Origin of the sequence: Paraglaciecola arctica BSs20135 (assembly GCF_000314995.1) — a bacterium.
Taxonomy (GTDB): Bacteria; Pseudomonadota; Gammaproteobacteria; order Enterobacterales; family Alteromonadaceae; genus Paraglaciecola; species Paraglaciecola arctica.
In genome coordinates this window covers 110,904-127,975 of the sequence record NZ_BAEO01000056.1, presented here as the reverse complement: position 1 = coordinate 127,975, position 17,072 = coordinate 110,904, and the positions used below count along the sequence as shown (strand labels likewise).

General features: G+C 40.0%; 19 protein-coding genes. 15 read left to right on the top strand and 4 right to left on the bottom strand.

Going from position 1 to position 17,072, the window contains the following annotated elements; genetic code table 11:
* Positions 1-845: 845 nt before the first annotated feature.
* Complete coding sequence (locus GARC_RS19245; RefSeq protein ID WP_007623375.1) at positions 846-1,331, bottom strand: FKBP-type peptidyl-prolyl cis-trans isomerase; 486 nt, start codon at positions 1,329-1,331, stop codon at positions 846-848.
* Between the two features lie 28 nt (positions 1,332-1,359).
* Positions 1,360-2,307: a tRNA-modifying protein YgfZ gene (gene ygfZ / locus GARC_RS19240; RefSeq protein WP_007623374.1), complete on the bottom strand. Its 948-nt coding sequence runs from the start codon at positions 2,305-2,307 to the stop codon at positions 1,360-1,362.
* A 165-nt stretch (positions 2,308-2,472) separates the two neighbouring features.
* On the opposite strand from ygfZ, the gene GARC_RS19235 reads away from it, so the two are divergent.
* Genes GARC_RS19235 through GARC_RS19225 form a run of 3 tightly spaced genes read left to right on the top strand, consistent with a single transcriptional unit; the run spans position 2,473 to position 4,077 of the window.
* Positions 2,473-2,724, top strand: a complete 252-nt coding sequence (locus GARC_RS19235; RefSeq protein WP_007623373.1) for an FAD assembly factor SdhE — start codon at positions 2,473-2,475, stop codon at positions 2,722-2,724.
* Complete coding sequence (locus GARC_RS19230; RefSeq protein ID WP_007623372.1) at positions 2,711-3,157, top strand: protein YgfX; 447 nt, start codon at positions 2,711-2,713, stop codon at positions 3,155-3,157. Before GARC_RS19235 ends, GARC_RS19230 begins: the two co-directional genes overlap by 14 nt.
* Entirely contained in the window at positions 3,157-4,077 is a 921-nt protein-coding gene (locus tag GARC_RS19225) for a MaoC family dehydratase (RefSeq protein ID WP_007623371.1), read from the top strand. Before GARC_RS19230 ends, GARC_RS19225 begins: the two co-directional genes overlap by 1 nt.
* Here GARC_RS19225 and nadB read toward each other — a convergent pair.
* Complete coding sequence (gene nadB / locus GARC_RS19220; RefSeq protein ID WP_007623370.1) at positions 4,070-5,668, bottom strand: L-aspartate oxidase; 1,599 nt, start codon at positions 5,666-5,668, stop codon at positions 4,070-4,072. The genes GARC_RS19225 and nadB overlap by 8 nt on opposite strands.
* Positions 5,669-5,906: 238 nt before the next feature.
* Between nadB and rpoE the strand changes: the two genes are divergently transcribed.
* The 10 genes from rpoE to GARC_RS19170 all read left to right on the top strand — a co-directional run bounded on the left by rpoE (position 5,907) and on the right by GARC_RS19170 (position 14,610).
* Positions 5,907-6,488 (top strand): RNA polymerase sigma factor RpoE, encoded by a 582-nt coding sequence (gene rpoE, locus GARC_RS19215; protein ID WP_007623369.1) that lies wholly within the window; start codon positions 5,907-5,909, stop codon positions 6,486-6,488.
* Positions 6,489-6,531: 43 nt separating this feature from the next.
* The gene (locus GARC_RS19210) at positions 6,532-7,161 is read left to right on the top strand and encodes a sigma-E factor negative regulatory protein (RefSeq protein ID WP_007623368.1); all 630 of its coding nucleotides are present in this window, start codon (positions 6,532-6,534) and stop codon (positions 7,159-7,161) included.
* Entirely contained in the window at positions 7,139-8,161 is a 1,023-nt protein-coding gene (locus GARC_RS19205; protein WP_226989228.1) for a MucB/RseB C-terminal domain-containing protein, read from the top strand. Before GARC_RS19210 ends, GARC_RS19205 begins: the two co-directional genes overlap by 23 nt.
* Positions 8,162-8,650 carry a SoxR reducing system RseC family protein gene (locus GARC_RS19200; RefSeq protein WP_007623365.1) on the top strand — a complete coding sequence of 163 codons (489 nt, stop codon included), beginning with the start codon at positions 8,162-8,164 and terminating at the stop codon, positions 8,648-8,650.
* A gap of 171 nt (positions 8,651-8,821) precedes the next feature.
* On the top strand, positions 8,822-10,618 hold the full coding sequence (gene lepA, locus GARC_RS19195) for a translation elongation factor 4 (RefSeq protein WP_007623364.1): 1,797 nt from the start codon (positions 8,822-8,824) through the stop codon (positions 10,616-10,618).
* Positions 10,619-11,524, top strand: coding sequence for a signal peptidase I (gene lepB, locus GARC_RS19190; RefSeq protein WP_007623363.1), 906 nt, complete (start codon positions 10,619-10,621; stop codon positions 11,522-11,524).
* Complete coding sequence (rnc, locus tag GARC_RS19185) at positions 11,525-12,211, top strand: ribonuclease III (protein WP_007623362.1); 687 nt, start codon at positions 11,525-11,527, stop codon at positions 12,209-12,211.
* The gene (gene era / locus GARC_RS19180) at positions 12,201-13,142 is read left to right on the top strand and encodes a GTPase Era (protein ID WP_007623361.1); all 942 of its coding nucleotides are present in this window, start codon (positions 12,201-12,203) and stop codon (positions 13,140-13,142) included. Before rnc ends, era begins: the two co-directional genes overlap by 11 nt.
* Positions 13,143-13,183: 41 nt before the next feature.
* On the top strand, positions 13,184-13,825 hold the full coding sequence (pdxH, locus tag GARC_RS19175) for a pyridoxamine 5'-phosphate oxidase (protein ID WP_007623360.1): 642 nt from the start codon (positions 13,184-13,186) through the stop codon (positions 13,823-13,825).
* Between the two features lie 17 nt (positions 13,826-13,842).
* Positions 13,843-14,610, top strand: a complete 768-nt coding sequence (locus GARC_RS19170; RefSeq protein WP_007623358.1) for a TatD family hydrolase — start codon at positions 13,843-13,845, stop codon at positions 14,608-14,610.
* Between the two features lie 5 nt (positions 14,611-14,615).
* Here GARC_RS19170 and GARC_RS19165 read toward each other — a convergent pair whose 3' ends face one another.
* The gene (locus GARC_RS19165) at positions 14,616-15,227 is read right to left on the bottom strand and encodes an AhpA/YtjB family protein (protein ID WP_007623356.1); all 612 of its coding nucleotides are present in this window, start codon (positions 15,225-15,227) and stop codon (positions 14,616-14,618) included.
* Positions 15,228-15,418: 191 nt separating this feature from the next.
* Between GARC_RS19165 and GARC_RS19160 the strand changes: the two genes are divergently transcribed.
* Both GARC_RS19160 and GARC_RS19155 read left to right on the top strand, forming a co-directional pair.
* Positions 15,419-16,345 (top strand): ABC transporter ATP-binding protein, encoded by a 927-nt coding sequence (locus tag GARC_RS19160; protein WP_007623354.1) that lies wholly within the window; start codon positions 15,419-15,421, stop codon positions 16,343-16,345.
* On the top strand, positions 16,338-17,072 hold the full coding sequence (locus GARC_RS19155; RefSeq protein WP_007623351.1) for an ABC transporter permease subunit: 735 nt from the start codon (positions 16,338-16,340) through the stop codon (positions 17,070-17,072). Before GARC_RS19160 ends, GARC_RS19155 begins: the two co-directional genes overlap by 8 nt.

Sequence of the window (17,072 nt, the reverse complement as noted above, 5' to 3'; positions counted from 1 at the left end):
TTCTGAAAGCCCCACTTCCACCCCCATGCGAGAGTAGCATATTGCCAGATTCCCAATTAGAGAAAGGGCTATCCGTAAGGGTGGCCCTTTTTTGCATCTGCGGTTTTATCAGATTGGTTGTGTTGAAAATCGGTGAGTAGTCAAATACACATCCCTGATGATATGCACCCAAACTCGTCATCCATGACTCGTTGAAAATGCCTAGCCGAGCAGTGCTCGTCTCAAAACGGCATTTTCCCAAACTCGCCTTCCTTGGCTCGTTGTTCAGCAAGGCGCTGCTGTGCAGCTAAAGAAACTTGCTGAACCCTCCTGCGAGAGTAGACAGGTTTTTGCTGCTGCAAAACCTGCACTTCCTACATCCATGTAGGTCGCACATTGTCAGACTCCCATTTAGAAGAAAGGCCACCTGCATAAGGTGGCCTTTTTTTGTGGTTGGAAACTAATAATTAAGTACAAAGCCACCTTTATCGGGTGGCTTTTGGGTTTAGGGGCATTGGAAAATGGTTACGAATTTAAGGACATAAAGAGTCGTATCACTTGAAGTAGTCAAATACACATCCCTGATGATATGCACCCAAACTCGCCTTCCTTGGCTCGTTGTTCAGCAAGGCGCTGCTGTGCAGCTAAAGAAACTTGCTGAACCCTCCTGCGAGAGCAGCACATTGCCAGACTCCCATTTAGAGAACACATTGCCAGACTCCCATTTAGAGAACACATTGCCAGACTTCCATTTAGAGAAAGGGCTATCCGTAAGGGGGGCCCTTTTTAGAGTTTGAAATTTGAGAAGCTGACAGATACAAAAAAAGGCGTTCAGTTGAACGCCTTTATACTGTTTATTTTAACGCTTAGTGAGTATGGCCACATCCGCCCTCTGTATGTGGATGGCCATGTGCTATTTCTTCTTCTGTCGCTTCTCTTACTTCAAGTACTTCAACATCGAAGTTGAGCGTTAAGCCGGATAATGGGTGATTACCGTCGACAACTACTTCGTCATCATTGACGTCGATAATCATCACAGATTGTTCCCCATCATCAGTTGTTGCTCTGAAGGTCATGCCGGGATTAATCTCCATATCTTCAAACATGGTTTTTGGTACCGCTTGCACGAGTTCTTCATGGCGTTCGCCATAAGCAAGGTTGGGGGGAATATCTGTAACAAATTTGTCGCCAGCTGACTTACCTTCTAATTCATCTTCTAGGCCTTGGATCATAAAATGACTGCCTTGCAAGAAAACCATAGGTTCGCTATTTTTCGATGTGTCGATTTGAGTACCGTCGGATGAACAAACAGTAAAGTGGATGGTGACAACGGTGTTATTGGCTATATTCATGTTATTCCATTCAAAATTAATTTATTACTTATTGTAAAGGATAGGGAAGTGCTTGGGCAACGAAGATTGTGTTCGGCGAAGATTTAACTCTAAAAGCGCTGCCAACTTCAGTATCTATGGCTAACACTGCAAATATCCATGTCTGTCCTAAATTTGCACCACTGCGGAGTATTTTCCCTCCAGGGCGCCAATTGTCACCGATTTGGTATTCTAATTGTTCGCCAGTTAAATCATCGTTTTCAGATTCGGCTTTTAAAATAAAACCAGCGCGCTTATTGCGACCTAAGTATTTTGTCCTAGCAACGACCTCTTGCCCCATGTAGCAACCTTTTTCGAAATCGATGGCTTGCAAAGCCTGTAGATTTAGCATTTGTGGTACATATTCGTTTATTGTTGCTTCGCGGATATCACCTAGTCCAGCTTTTATGTTGGCAATTTCCCATAACTTGTCATTTTCAGCCACGTCACAGTTTAGTTGCTTCGCAGCATTATTAGGCTGTAACACTAGGTAACGTTGTTCTGGCCGAGTAACAGACATAACTAACCCATAAGCGTCTGATTTAACAACTTGATCACCAACTGGTAATTCGTCAAACAGCTCTATGATTGCGTTTTCAAATAGGCTACCTGAACCACCTGTTATTTGCCATTTATCGCTTTGGTTGGTGATTTCAACTTTGGCAAATACCCCGTATTTATTTAATTCGGCTAAGGATTTATCTAACACAGAATTATGGGTGATTAATAAAATAGAATCTTGCCAAGCGAAGGTATAGAACACACTCCATATTTTGCCTTTGAAATCACAATGACAGCCCAAAAGCGCGTTTTCGTCAGTCAGTTTATTAACATCCGCGGTTATTTGGCCTTGAAGGTATTTGATTTTTTCATCTCCTGTAAGCACTATGACGCCATTATTTTTAAGCTTGTTGGCATACTGCTTTGTTTGAGAATGATCTAAGGTGGGTTGTGACATGTTTTGGTCTCTTTCGCTAATCAGCACTAGCAATTAATATGGGGTACGAGTTTGATTTAGCAAGGAAAGATCTGAAAACAACTAGGTAATACTGTTATTATTAAAAGGTGATAAAACTTGATTTCCAAGTTTGAAGCGACAGTGTATTAGTAAAAGAGGTTATAAATGTTTGATAAGAAACGATATGGTCGATTAAAATGGGCATGTCGCCGCGGAATGTTAGAGCTTGATGTATTATTCATGCCTTTTGCAGAAAGTGGTTTTAATGAGTTATCTGACGAGCAGCAAGAGGTGTTTGAACGCTTGTTAACCAGTGATGATCCTGACCTCTATGCTTGGTTTATGGGACATCAAGTCTGTGAAAATCAAGAGTTTAACCAAATGATTCAGCATATCTTGAGTCGTGTCAAAGTATAGAGTTGAGTTTAAATCCTCTAAATTATTGCTGATTTTTCAGTTGCTGACTTATGGGGTTTTGGTTTTATCTGTCTTAAATTGGCAAGCTGAGATCATCCAATACCAATTTCTTCTGGAAATATTGATTGTATCCATCATTAGTTTTTGTGTTTTCAGAGCTGTTTTACATAGTAGACGTCAAACGCAGTCTCCAGTCATTTTGTCCTTACAGGGTGAATGGTTGGAAACAAATATAAATGAGCAAATAAGTTGGAAGATCACCTCTAGATCTCGAGTGAGTAGCCTAGTGTTATTTATTCATTTGATTTCCCCTGTTAATGCACTTCATTCAAAATGGTGTTTAATATATAGAGACCAAGTAACCGAGCGAGATTTCCGCCGACTATGTTGCGCCGTTATTTATCAGCAGCAAACTACTGGGAATATTGATTAATGACCTTATGCTCAGCGGATATAACCAAGCTTTCTAGTATTCCAAATATTAAATGCTTATTAATAAAGGCAGGGTTAAAAAAGTCTAATTATGATCCGCTAAAATCTACCAAAGTCATATTGCCGAGCAATAAATTTTACTGTGATAGAGTTGTATTAGATAAACCTAATTATAGGCTTTATCATCAAGTCATTGGCTGGGATCTGGATTCTGATATTATTCATCCTTGTTACTTACATTCGCTGGCTTTTCCGCTGCATATTAAGTTGCTTTTACAAGCTGAATTTCCCTTCCCTTTATTGGGATTAGTCCACATTAATAATCAGATATCTCAAATAAGGCCCATTAAAAAGGGTGAGACGTTATCTGTAACTAGCTGTTTTGGGCAACTAGAGTTACATCCTAAAGGATGGGCTTTTTCGATTAAAGTGAAGTTTTATAGCGGCTCTGAGCTGGTATGGCAAAGTATCAGTAGCAATTTGTTTCGCTGTAACCATGGCCGAGTTGTTGAACCAACACTAGAGCATGTCTTGAATTGTTTTACTAAGCCAATAGATACAATTTGGAAGTTGAATGCTAATTTAGGCCGACGTTATGCAAAAGTGTCTGGGGATTTTAATCCTATACATTTAAGTAAATGGTCGGCTAAGTTATTTGGTTTTAAACGACATATTATTCACGGAATGTGGACTAAGTCATATTGTGTTTCTGAGCTGCAGAAAATTAATCCTTCTCTTTTTTTGCAAGCTTTTGAAATTAATACTTCGTTTAAACAACCTCTTTACTTGCCAAGTCAGATTAACTTGGCAGTGCAACCTTTTGGGGCTAATACTCCTGCTGAAATGCAATTTAAGGTGTCAGGGTTGGTTTTAAACAATCCTAGGTCCTTGCATCTTATTGGTGATATTAGGCCTATTTAAAGTCGTTCTTAATTATAGTCGGTTTTGGATGCTCAAGTTTGTCTGGAAAGTCTAAGTTAAAGTGTAGACCACGACTTTCTTTGCGTTCTTTAGCGCACTTCACTATTAGCTCAGCAACGGTCAGCAAGTTTCTAAGTTCTAGTAAGTTATTACTAACTTTAAAGTTATAATAATAATCATTCACTTCCTGTTTTAATAGTTCAATACGATGATGCGCACGTTCTAAACGTTTATTTGTACGTACTATACCCACGTAATCCCACATGAATAAGCGTAATTCATGCCAATTATGTTGAATGATTACCTCCTCATCAGAGTCACTCACTTTACTTTCATCCCATGCTTTTATTGGTTCATCTGACGTTTTTTCATTTAGCCTAGTGACTATATGATTTGCTGCGGAATGGCCATAAACAATACATTCTAATATCGAGTTGCTCGCCATTCTGTTTGCGCCATGTAAGCCTGTATAGGCTACCTCTCCAATCGCATATAAGTTGTCAATATCAGTATTCGCATGATGATTGGTAACTACACCCCCACAGGTATAATGTGCTGCAGGGACAACAGGTATGGGTTGTTGGGTGATGTCGATCCCTAAAGATCGACACCTTCGATAAATATTAGGAAAATGCTTTACAATAAAGTCGCTGGACTTATGGCTGATATCTAAATACATACAATCAGCACCAAGGCGTTTCATTTCGAAATCGATGGCTCTAGCTACGATATCACGTGATGCTAAATCTCCTCTTGGGTCAAACTTGTGCATAAAAGGAGTGCCATCAGGATGACAAAGTTTCGCGCCTTCTCCCCGTAATGCTTCGGTAATTAAAAAGTTTCGAGCTTCTGGATGATACAAACATGTTGGATGGAATTGATTAAACTCCATATTGGCAACACGGCAACCAGCGCGCCAAGCCATGGCAATACCATCACCACTAGAAACGTCTGGATTCGAAGTATATTGATAAACTTTACTTGCTCCTCCAGTGGCCAGAGAGACAAACTTGCTGCGGATCACTTCTACTCTTTCCCGTTTTCTATTCCAAACATAGGCACCTAGTAAGTGATTATCTACTTCTTGGCTTTTTATCAAATCAACTGCGTTGTAACGCTGGAATAGATGAATATTAGGATGTTGTTGTACCGCTTCAATAAGAGTCATTTGTACAGCTGCGCCTGTGGCATCGGCTGAATGTAAAATTCGTCTGTGACTGTGGCCGCCTTCTCTGGTCAAATGGAATCGTGTTTCACCTTTTTCTGAGCTTTCTTGATCAAATGGCATTCCAAAATCAATTAGCCATTGCATACAAGTTTTGGCTTGTGAGGCTGTGAACTCTACAGCGTCTTTGTCACATAGACCGTCGCCGGCTAATAGAGTGTCTTCAACATGTGACGCAATGGAATCATTTTCATCAAAGACCGCGGCAATACCACCTTGCGCATATTTGGTAGATCCTTCAGAAATATCACTTTTACTTAACACTATAACCTGGCAATGATCGGCAAGTTTTAGGGCGTGACTTAAACCAGCGGCGCCACTTCCAATAATAAGTACGTCACATAGGTGTTCAATAGTAGATTGCATAGGGTAAACTAGATAAAAGTAATCAATTTGTTGGGCAATACTAATTTACACGTAATAAATTACAATGCTTTTCATAGATGATTGCCTGGATATGTCCATTATTGATGGTTAATTAATTATACATTGTTGCTTATTTTGAAAAAAAAGTAGGTTATTTACGAACTTTTCAAACTAGATAGAGTCAATATTAGTGCTTGCATGAGCCGTAGTATATTTTCGCACAGGAGTAAGGGCTCGAATGAGCGAGCAGATAGCAGATCAACAAATTGTTGAAAGAGTACAGCGCGGAGATAAAAACGCTTACGGGTTGTTGGTTACTAAGTACCAACATAAAGTATCTTATTTAGTTTCCAGATATGTAAAAAATTCAGGAGATGTGGCGGATGTGACGCAAGAGGCGTTTATCAAAGCTTACAGAGCCTTACCAAATTTTAGAGGTGATAGCGCTTTTTATACTTGGCTATACAGAATTGCAGTGAACAGTGCCAAAAATTATTTGGTATCTCAAGGAAGGAAACCGCCAGCCAGTGATGTTGATGCTGATGAAGCGGATTATTATGACGGTAGTGATGCATTGAAAGAAAATAATTCACCCGAAAAAAGTTTAATGTCAGAGCAAATGGAAAAGCTATTGTTTGACACCATGGACAAGCTACCTGAAGATTTACGAATGGCTATTAGTCTGCGTGAACTAGAAGGTTTAAGCTACGAAGATATTGCTAATGTTATGGATTGCCCAGTTGGAACCGTAAGGTCGCGAATATTTAGGGCCAGAGAAGCATTGGATAAAGTTATTCAACCATTATTGATGAATGATTGATTTTTTATCAAAGTAGAAATTAAATTAGCGGGAACCATATTGTATGTCGCAAAAATTTGAAAATTTATCAGCCTTAGTCGATGGAGAAGATAGTACTTCTACCTCATCGAGTAGTCATGTGTTGGATGCGGTTAAGAATGATGCCGAATTGCAGCTGAAATGGAAAAGTTATCACCTTATACGTGATGGTTTACGGCAAGAGCTTCCTGCAAATATTAATTTTGACATTGCCGATAGGGTTGCTCAAGCGTTAGAATCTGAGCCAGCAATTTTGGCGCCAAAGAAAACTTGGCGAGACTTACCTTTAGTTGGCACAGTGATACCTTTTGCAAAACAAGGTGGGCAAATGGCCATTGCTGCCTCGGTTGCTGTAGCTATGATAATTGGAGTTCAACAGTTCAATCAGACTGATGCTAACCAACCCTTCAATGCTGCTCCTCCTATCCCTGGAATTCAAGGTGGATTATCGCCAGTGAGTTTTGACCAAACTCGAGCTATACCGAACTCTGATGGTGTTGAGCAAAGACGTAGGATCAATGCGTATTTGACAGACCATAAACAGCAATTACGTTTTAAAACAATGCAATTGAACAATGATGAGTCTACGATACTAGATCTGAATATTAAAAATGAAGAGGCGCAATCAGACATTGTTGAAAACACCCCTCAATAAAATTATCAATAGAGTCATATTGACTCTGCTGATAACTATATTTCTTCCTATGCAAGTCATTGCACAGGAAGAGGAACCGACTAACGAAACGTCTAGTAATTCTCACCAGTCTGACAGTGCACAAGCATGGTTAGCTAAGATGTCTGATGCCGTTAAGTCTCTCAATTATACCATTTCATTCATTTTGTTAAAGCCAGGCGCGGACTCCCAGCCCTATCTTTGGCGACACGGTGTGAATGAAGCCGGCCTTGAAATGGAGCAGCTTAATCAGCTAAATGGCCCAGGCAGGGAGGTCGTTCGTATCGGTAATAAAGTGAGTTACTTTGAACCTAACGTTCCTCCTTACAGCTTGCAATCTTCCATTATCAATGGGCCTTTCCCTAGTGAATTTTTCCAACGTCCTGAAAAATTAATGTTAGGTTACGAATTTATTATGGTCGGTCGAAGCCGCATTGCTGGCCGTGCAGCGCAACAAATTCGGATTATCAGTAAAGATAAAAGCCGCTTTGGTTTGAATGTTTGGCTTGATCAAGAAACTGGCTTATTGTTGAAAATGAATTTGATCGGTCAAGAGGCACAACTTCTAGAACAAATTCAAGTGACAGGCTTACAGGTGACTAAAGAACCCGATCCGTTCTTTGCAAAAATAGAGCCTGGAATGTTACCTGAAGTTGTGAATTTTAACCCTAGTGCAGCAATTAATTCACCTTGGACGATAAAATATCTTCCTAAAGGTATGACAATAGTAAAAAGAGATCTGCGTCGTTTGTCTGGTTCCGGTGAAGTAGTTGAATACATTATGTTAAGTGATGGATTGGTTGATATCTCTGTGTATATTCAAGATCGAAGCAATAGTAAGCCACAGGATAATTTAGTGGGTACAGTTCAATCTGACACATTGCTTACCATTGAGCATGGCGAACTTAATATTACTATTATAGGTAAGATCCCAGCAGCTACCGCTAATGCCATCGCTAAATCGATTCAAAGAATTATCTAAATGATCGAAGAAATTGGGGTGATTTGCTCGATAGAACAACACAACAACCAACAAGTCGTAATGGTTGAAACCCAAATTAAATCGACTTGTGGCAGTTGTGAAGCTCAGTCCAATTGCGGCACTGGTGCTATCGCTAAAGTTTTTGCAAGTAAGCGGGAAATGTTACGCTTTCAATTGAATGAATTGGTAGAAGTAGGGCAAAAAGTCAGTTTAGGTATACCCGAAGAAAACTTACTCAAAGCTTCTGCCATGGTTTATTGTTTGCCATTATTTGCCCTTGTTTTGTCTGCGCTTGTTGGACAAAGTATTCTACCCTTAGTTGGATTGATGGCGGAAGGCTGGCTAATATTATTGTCCGCTATCAGCACTTACTTGACCTTTAGGTTTGTTCGTCGCTTTTTGAGCAGTGCTGACCAAGGTGATTTTTACCCTCGTATTATCAAAGTTTTCCCTTTAGAAATAGATAATATTCAAATCAAACAAGTGTGATCGCACTTTTCTGATACAAAAATCTACAAACAATGCTTTTGTTGTGTCGCAAAGTGACTGATAAAACTGTAAAATTCCGGCCTATTTAATTTTTGTCCCATACTCTAGCGGCTATTCTTTATTTAACTAGTTGCTTGGAAACAAAACCACTTGGTAATTTTCTAAAATTTTATGCAACACAAGCACATACGTAACTTCTCAATTATTGCTCATATAGACCACGGTAAATCGACTCTTTCTGATCGCCTGATACAACATTGTGGAGGATTGACCAGCAGAGAAATGTCTGAACAAGTCCTCGACTCTATGGATATTGAAAAAGAGCGTGGTATTACTATCAAAGCGCAAAGTGTCACGCTGAACTACACCGCAAAAGATGGCCAGACCTATCAATTAAATTTCATCGACACACCAGGACATGTGGATTTTACTTATGAAGTATCACGTTCTCTTGCTGCTTGTGAAGGTGCTTTATTGGTAGTCGATGCTGGACAAGGAGTCGAGGCACAAACCTTGGCAAATTGTTATACCGCCATTGATTTGAATATGGAAGTGGTGCCAATAATAAATAAGATTGATTTACCACAAGCTGAGCCTGACCGTGTCGCAGAAGAAATAGAAGATATAGTGGGCATCGATGCAATCGATGCCGTGCGCTGTTCTGCTAAAACAGGTATAGGAATTGAGGACGTACTAGAAGTTATAGTGCGTCAAGTACCGCCACCAGAAGGTGACATTGACGCTCCTTTAAAGGCCTTGATCGTTGATTCTTGGTTTGATAATTATCAAGGTGTGGTATCTCTTGTACGTATTATGCAAGGTGAGTTACATAAGAACGACAAAATTAAAATTATGTCGACGGGTGGAATTCATCAAGCCGATAAAGTGGGTATTTTCACTCCTAAAGCAACTAATACTGGGGTATTAAGAGCCGGTGAAGTTGGGTTTGTTGTCGCTGGGATAAAAGAAATCCATGGCGCTCCAGTAGGTGATACTATCACTTTAGCGAAACGACCTGCATCTGAAGCCCTTCCGGGATTTAAAAAGGTAAAGCCTCAAGTATACGCGGGCCTCTTTCCTATTAGTTCAGACGACTATGAAGATTTCCGTGATGCCTTAGCAAAATTGAGTCTCAATGACGCTTCTTTGTTTTTTGAGCCAGAGAGTTCTTCTGCACTTGGATTTGGTTTTCGTATTGGTTTCCTAGGTATGTTGCATATGGAAATCATTCAAGAACGTTTAGAACGTGAATATAACCTTGATTTGATCACCACTGCACCTACTGTAGTGTATGAAGTTATCCACAAAAATGGTGAAACCATTTACGTTGATAACCCTTCAAAATTGCCGGCTGTTAATGATATTGAAGAAATTCGTGAACCTATAGTTGAAGCCCACATTTTGGTGCCACAGCAATATCTGGGTAATGTCATTACTTTGTGTGTTGAAAAACGTGGCATGCAAACCAGTATGACTTATCACGGTAAACAAGTTGCTGTAAGTTACGATTTGCCTATGGCCGAAGTGGTGATGGACTTTTTCGATAAATTAAAATCGACTAGCCGAGGTTTTGCATCTTTGGACTATAATTTCAAACGTTTTCAAGCGGCTGAAATGTCACGTCTAGATATTTTGATCAATGGCGAACGGGTTGACGCCCTTGCAATGATTACACACAAAGATCATGCTGTGACCCGCGGCCGGCAGTTAGTAGAAAAACTCCAAGAGCTTATCCCTAGACAAATGTTCGATATTGCTATCCAGGCAGCTATTGGCAATCAGATAATCGCTCGCAGTACCATTAAACAATTACGTAAAAACGTTACTGCCAAATGTTATGGCGGTGATATAAGCCGTAAGAAAAAACTCTTGCAGAAACAAAAAGACGGGAAAAAACGTATGAAATCAGTTGGTAACGTAGAACTGCCTCAAGAAGCCTTTTTAGCTCTACTCAAGGTAGGTAACTAAATGGCTAATTATTTTTCAATTTTTTTGGTGGCGCTGACAGTCGGTTCTGGGTTGATTTGGTTAGTTGATAGTTTACTGTTTGCTGCTAAGCGTCGTGAGCGAATGGCTATTACTAGTGGCTCCGGCGGTGCAAAATCTGCTTTAGAACAGGATGCACAATTGCCTTGGTTGGTCGATACAGCCCAACAAATTTTCCCCGTTATCGCTTTTGTTATGGTGTTGCGTTCTTTTTTGTATGAACCTTTTCAAATTCCATCTGGTTCAATGATGCCCACCTTATTAGTGGGAGATTTTATTCTTGTTGAGAAGTTTACATACGGTCTAAAAGATCCTGTAATGCGTAAAAAGTTTGTCGATATCGGTGAACCTGAGCGCGGTGATGTTGTGGTGTTTAAGTTTCCACCTAATCCACAACTAGACTACATCAAACGTGTAGTAGGGTTGCCAGGTGATACTGTTATTTATCGAAACAAACAACTGCAAATTAAACCTGCCTGTGACACCCCCGAAAATTGCGCTGCATTTCAAACTGTAGATTTACAGTTTGAGAGTAGGGGAGAGGCTTATCAGCAATTTGCACCTTTAGAAAAATATACCGAGCAATTAGGCGATGTTAGTCATCAAATATATCGTACTCAAGGCAGAGCCAGTTCCAGTCGTTATTATTCACAACCCGGAACGAAAGCGGATGAGTGGATTGTTCCAGAAGGACATTATTTTGTGTTCGGTGACAATCGTGATAATAGTGAAGACGGCAGGTATTGGGGTTTTGTGCCTGAAGAAAATTTAGTGGGTAAAGCTGTAGCGATTTGGATAAGTTTTGAATTTGACCGTGTGCCTAGTAGCTGGGTACCAGGATGGATCCCAACTGGTGTCAGGTTTGAACGTGTGGGTAGCATAATATAAATGCCTCTTGTTAACCCATATCTACCCTTGTATAAGCGCTTGGGTTACACCTTTGCCGATGAAGCTAATATAGTCAAAGCTTTAACTCACAGAAGTGCTGGTAAACAACACAATGAACGTCTGGAATTTTTGGGAGATGCTATATTGGGAATGGTAATAGCTAAAGGCTTATACCAGCGTTTTCCTAAACAACCCGAAGGTAAGTTAACTCGAATGCGCTCGAGTTTAGTCAAAGGGGATACTTTGGCTGAAGTAGCGAGAGAGTTTGAGTTGGGTGAATTGTTACTACTTGGTCCCGGTGAGCTTAAAAGTGGAGGTTTTCGCCGAGATTCGATATTAGCCGATGCGGTAGAAGCCATTATTGGCGCTATTTATTTAGAAGCCGGTATGGATAAGTGTGAGTCCTTAATCCTGGAATGGTTTGGCCCAAGGCTTAAAGCTCTCGACCCTGAAGCGGTTTCCAAAGACGACAAAACCCGTTTACAAGAATATCTACAGTCAAATAAACATCCTTTACCTCTATATGAAGTCACTGAAATTAAAGGTAAATCACATGATCAGACTTTTTATGTTGAGTGTAATGTAGAAGGTTTAAAAAAAGCTGTGATAGGTAAAGGCAATAGCCGACGTAGAGCAGAACAGAAAGCCGCAAAGCAAGCATTTGAGAAATTAATTAATGATAGATAAAAGTTCTGGTAAAGAGCATGATGAAAAGTCGATTGCCGACACTCACTGTGGAATGATCGCCATTGTTGGACGCCCAAATGTGGGTAAGTCGACTTTGCTGAATAAACTGCTTGGTCAAAAAGTCAGTATCACTTCACGCAAACCGCAAACCACTCGTCACAGAATAATGGGTATCGACACAGTAGAAAATCGTCAGGCGGTTTATGTGGATACTCCCGGATTACATATTGAAGAAAAACGCGCCATAAACCGTTTTATGAACCGTGCAGCTTCTAGCTCTATTGGAGATGTGGGTTTAGTACTATTTTTAGTCGAAGGCACCAAATGGACTGATGATGATCAAATGGTATTGACCAAAATTCAACAGTCTGGCTCGCCATGTTGGTTGATTGTAAATAAATCAGACAATGTAAAAGACAAAGAAACCATGCTTCCTCATCTTAAATGGTTGGGTGAGCAACATAACTTTCAGCAAATTATGCCTATCTCAGCTAAAACAGGTAAAAATGTCGAAGAATTACGTGCCTTAGTATTGGCTACTTTGCCCGAAAGTGAATTTTATTTTCCTGAAGATTATATTACAGATCGTTCAAGCCGGTTTATGGCATCTGAGATTGTTCGTGAAAAGCTAATGCGTTTTACTGGTGACGAATTACCTTATTCTATTACTGTGGAAATTGAGCAATTTCTACTGGCAGAAAATGGTATCTATCGTATAAACGGTTTGATTTTGGTTGAACGTGATACCCAGAAAAGCATGGTTATTGGTAAAGGTGGACAACGCCTTAAAACCATTGGTATGGAAGCACGAAAAGATATGGAAGTATTGTTTGATGCAAAAGTCTATTTAGAACTTTGGGTAAAAGTGAAGTCAGGCTGGGCAGATGATGAAAGGGCATTACGTAGCTTAGGTTATGGTTTAGATAACTAATCTAAACCGGAGGTTCCATCCTTAATAAATAAGAGGTTTACATGCGTTCAATCAGCGATATTCGCCGTGACTACACTCAAGCAGGGTTAGATGTCGATGATTTGACACCTGAACCTTTTGCACTTTTTGAACGGTGGTTAAAAAATGCAGTCGATGCTAACTTAGCTGATCCCACAGCTATGACAATAGCGACAGTTGATAAAACAGGTCAACCCTCTCAACGTATAGTGTTATTAAAAGGTTTTGATGAAACAGGCTTCGTTTTTTACACTAATACTGGCAGTAAAAAGGCTCAGGACTTAAGCCATAACAGTAAAATTTCGTTGCATTTTCCATGGCACATGTTGGATCGCCAAGTCAAAGTTTCGGGTATTGCTCAGCAAATAAGCTCGGTGGATGTGGCTAAATACTTTTTATCACGTCCTAAACCTAGTCAGATTGCCGCTTGGGCTTCGGCGCAAAGCCGTCCTATTAATAGTAAACAATTACTTATGCAGAAATTTGCAGAGGCTAAAGCTAAGTTTGCAAAGGGGGAAGTTCCATTGCCATCATTTTGGGGTGGTTACCGAGTTGTCGCTCATGAAATTGAGTTTTGGCAAGGAGGAGAACATCGGCTTCACGATCGATTTGTTTATACTAAAACACCCGAAGGAAATTGGCAGTCAGAACGTTTAATGCCTTAACCGTTTGAGGTGTATTTGTGTTAATTGATAGTCATTGTCACCTTGATTTTAGCTGTTTTGATCATGACCGAGTTGAGATTTTAGGTAACTGTAGAAAGTTGTCGATAGACACTATTGTTATTCCCGGTACTCAGGCTAGTCAGTGGCAAAAACAAATTGATCTATGTCATTTGTATCCACAGCTTAGATTTGCCTTAGGTTTACATCCGTATTTCCTTAATAGTTTTGAATCTGAACATTTAGTTAATTTAACTTATCTGCTAAATCAATATCAAAACAAAGTATTGGCTATAGGTGAGATTGGTCTTGATAGTCATATTGACGTCAATTGGCAGTTGCAAATACAAGTATTTGAACAACAACTAACTATAGCCAAAGAAAATCTGTTGCCAGTCATTTTGCACCATAGAAATTCACATAACGAACTAATACGAATACTTAAAGCAACAAAATTCAGCCAGGGCGGCGTTGTGCATGCTTTTTCGGGGAGTATCCAAGAAGCGCAGACCTACATTGATTTGGGGTTTAAAATAGGAGTTGGCGGTGGTATCACCTATGCTCGCGCAAATAAAACACGTAAAACTATTGCTCGGTTGCCTCTTTCTAGTTTAGTTCTAGAAACCGATGCTCCAGATATGCCGTTAATGGGCAAGCAAGGACAAAGGAATAGTCCTGTGTATTTAGTTGAAATATTTGAGAGTCTGTTATCCCTACGTAAAGAAACTAAGCTGCAAGTACTTCAAGCATGTTCCCGTAACGTGCTGGATAGTTTTGTAAACTTATAGGCTACCTATTGTTTCGATGCACGGATCAGTTGTCTATATCTGACTTTATAAAATGCGCGGGTGATTAATATGCCAGCAATGGCTGCTAGGATCATCAACATTTGTACTTGTTGATTGAGTTGATTTTGATACTCGCTATGGTACGCCATCACCTTCTTTTCCTCCAAAATGATACTCAAATAACCGATTATCTGTTGATTGTGGGTGATGCTTTGCACGAAGACTAAAGGAGATATGGTGTTCAATTTATAAGCTGCAACTACCGATGCCGCTGAATTGTTATCAGCTAACACTCTACCTTTATTATCGAATAGCGACACGCCAGCAACGTGAGGGTCTGCGGCAATATAACTAAGTTGTTGGCTTAATTTTTCCGAATCATTTTCTAGTAACGAACTTATCAGCATTTTACCAGACAAAGAAGATAAACTAACACCTAACTGATTTGCTTGTTTAGAATGCCAGTTCAGTGATTGCTCAGAGCCTATAAGCCAAAGGTTGATGCTAGCAATGCACCCAACAACGACCAAAACCAGATTCACTATCCGTTTGAATATGGAATAGCGACTAGGTTGCTTAAAAGGAGCAATAAAAAGAGAGGGAGTGATTTGTTGCATGAGCAGACAATAAGGCAAATTGGTTGTGATGCCAAGCTAATAGCTTGTAGGTTGTAAAAAAATCTCATTAAGTATGAGCAAAGCACATATTACATAGCGTTTTTTTCGTAAACTACTAGATAAAATATTGAAAATTAGCTGTCTATCACCATATCTACAGCGCATTCGTTATTGGTCATTACAGGATTATTATGATCTCAGTCAAAAATATATTTAAGTCATTCAATGGTTTTCTCGCCGTTAATGATCTCTCATTTGATATCAAGCCAGGCGAAGTGGTGGGATTTTTAGGTCCAAACGGAGCTGGAAAATCTACCACCATGAAAATGTTGACAGGTTTTTTACTTCCCACTAGTGGTGATATCTATATTAGTGATTTGTCTCTTAAGCAGTCTGCATTAGAGATAAAAAAGAAAATCGGCTACTTACCGGAGGGAGCGCCAGCCTATGGTGATATGACTCCACTGCAGTTTCTGAATTTTATTGCCAGAATTAGAGGTTACAAAGGTGCTGAAAAAGCGGCAAGGATTGAACAGGTTGTTAATCAGGTCGAACTTCAGGAAGTATTAGACAAGCCTATTGATAATCTATCCAAAGGCTTTAAACGACGCGTAGGTTTAGCACAGGCCTTGATCCATGACCCCGAGATATTGATCCTTGATGAACCTACTGATGGACTCGATCCGAATCAAAAGCATCAAGTCCGTGAACTAATTAAAAATTTGTCTAAAGATAAAATAGTGATTATCTCTACCCATATTCTGGAAGAAGTCACAGCTGTGTGTAATCGCGTGATGATTATATCCAAAGGGAAACTTTTGTTTGATGACACACCGAATGCTCTTAACCGTAGGTCGAAATATTATGGTGCAGTGACTTTACATTTTAGCTATCGCGCCGATGTCGCTGAGTTAGGTGAATTGGAAGGTGTGGCAGAAATGGAAGAGGATTTAGAGACGGGACGTGTGACCCTGTTTCCAAAACCCGGTGCAGACATATTGCATTTAGTCACAGCTCACGCTCAAAGATGCAAGCTACCAGTAGATAGCTTATATGTCGAGCAAGGTCGTTTAGACCAAGTGTTTAGAGAAATTACTCAAGAGGTGCCCAATGAGTAACATTAGTATTTTATTTAAACGTGAGTTTTCTAGCTTTTTTGCTACGCCTGTCGCCTATGTGTTTATTGGGATTTTCTTGGTTTTATCCGGTGTGTTTACATTTTTTGTAGGTGGTTTCTATGAACGTGGACAAGCTGATTTGTTGCCATTTTTTAATTTTCACCCTTGGTTGTATCTTTTTTTAGTGCCTGCTATCGCTATGCGAAGCTGGTCTGAAGAACGCAAAAGCGGCACCATTGAATTGTTAATGACACTACCAATTAGCACTTGGCAAGCCATGTTGGCTAAACATCTTGCTGCTTGGGCGGTATTAGGTTTGTCGCTTTTATTAACTTTCCCTTTGTGGTTAACGGTTAATTATTTAGGAAACCCAGACAACGGTATTATTGTCGCCGCTTACCTTGGCAGTTGGTTAATGGCTGGAGCATTTTTGTCAATAGGCATGTGTATGTCGGCACTCACTAAAAATCAGGTGGTTGCCTTTATCTTATCAGTGGTGGTGTGTTTTGTATTTGTAGTAAGCGGTAGCAATATCGTCCTTGATGCATTTAAAAGCTGGGCGCCTAGCATGGTCATTGATGTAGTGGCCTCTTTTAGTTTCCTGACCCATTTTGAGGCCATGGCTAAAGGTGTGATTGCGTTAGATGATTTAATGTACTTCCTGCTTGTGACCACATGTTGGTTATTTGCAGGTTTAGTTGTAATTGAACAAAAGAAGGCGGATTAG

Coding starts and splice junctions, on each gene's coding strand:
- GARC_RS19245 (WP_007623375.1), bottom strand. CDS start 1,331: ATGAATATAGCCAATAACACCGTTGTCACCATCCACTTTACTGTTTGT.
- ygfZ (WP_007623374.1), bottom strand. CDS start 2,307: ATGTCACAACCCACCTTAGATCATTCTCAAACAAAGCAGTATGCCAAC.
- GARC_RS19235 (WP_007623373.1), top strand. CDS start 2,473: ATGTTTGATAAGAAACGATATGGTCGATTAAAATGGGCATGTCGCCGC.
- GARC_RS19225 (WP_007623371.1), top strand. CDS start 3,157: ATGACCTTATGCTCAGCGGATATAACCAAGCTTTCTAGTATTCCAAAT.
- nadB (WP_007623370.1), bottom strand. CDS start 5,668: ATGCAATCTACTATTGAACACCTATGTGACGTACTTATTATTGGAAGT.
- rpoE (WP_007623369.1), top strand. CDS start 5,907: ATGAGCGAGCAGATAGCAGATCAACAAATTGTTGAAAGAGTACAGCGC.
- GARC_RS19210 (WP_007623368.1), top strand. CDS start 6,532: ATGTCGCAAAAATTTGAAAATTTATCAGCCTTAGTCGATGGAGAAGAT.
- GARC_RS19200 (WP_007623365.1), top strand. CDS start 8,162: ATGATCGAAGAAATTGGGGTGATTTGCTCGATAGAACAACACAACAAC.
- lepA (WP_007623364.1), top strand. CDS start 8,822: ATGCAACACAAGCACATACGTAACTTCTCAATTATTGCTCATATAGAC.
- lepB (WP_007623363.1), top strand. CDS start 10,619: ATGGCTAATTATTTTTCAATTTTTTTGGTGGCGCTGACAGTCGGTTCT.
- rnc (WP_007623362.1), top strand. CDS start 11,525: ATGCCTCTTGTTAACCCATATCTACCCTTGTATAAGCGCTTGGGTTAC.
- era (WP_007623361.1), top strand. CDS start 12,201: ATGATAGATAAAAGTTCTGGTAAAGAGCATGATGAAAAGTCGATTGCC.
- pdxH (WP_007623360.1), top strand. CDS start 13,184: ATGCGTTCAATCAGCGATATTCGCCGTGACTACACTCAAGCAGGGTTA.
- GARC_RS19165 (WP_007623356.1), bottom strand. CDS start 15,227: ATGCAACAAATCACTCCCTCTCTTTTTATTGCTCCTTTTAAGCAACCT.
- GARC_RS19160 (WP_007623354.1), top strand. CDS start 15,419: ATGATCTCAGTCAAAAATATATTTAAGTCATTCAATGGTTTTCTCGCC.
- GARC_RS19155 (WP_007623351.1), top strand. CDS start 16,338: ATGAGTAACATTAGTATTTTATTTAAACGTGAGTTTTCTAGCTTTTTT.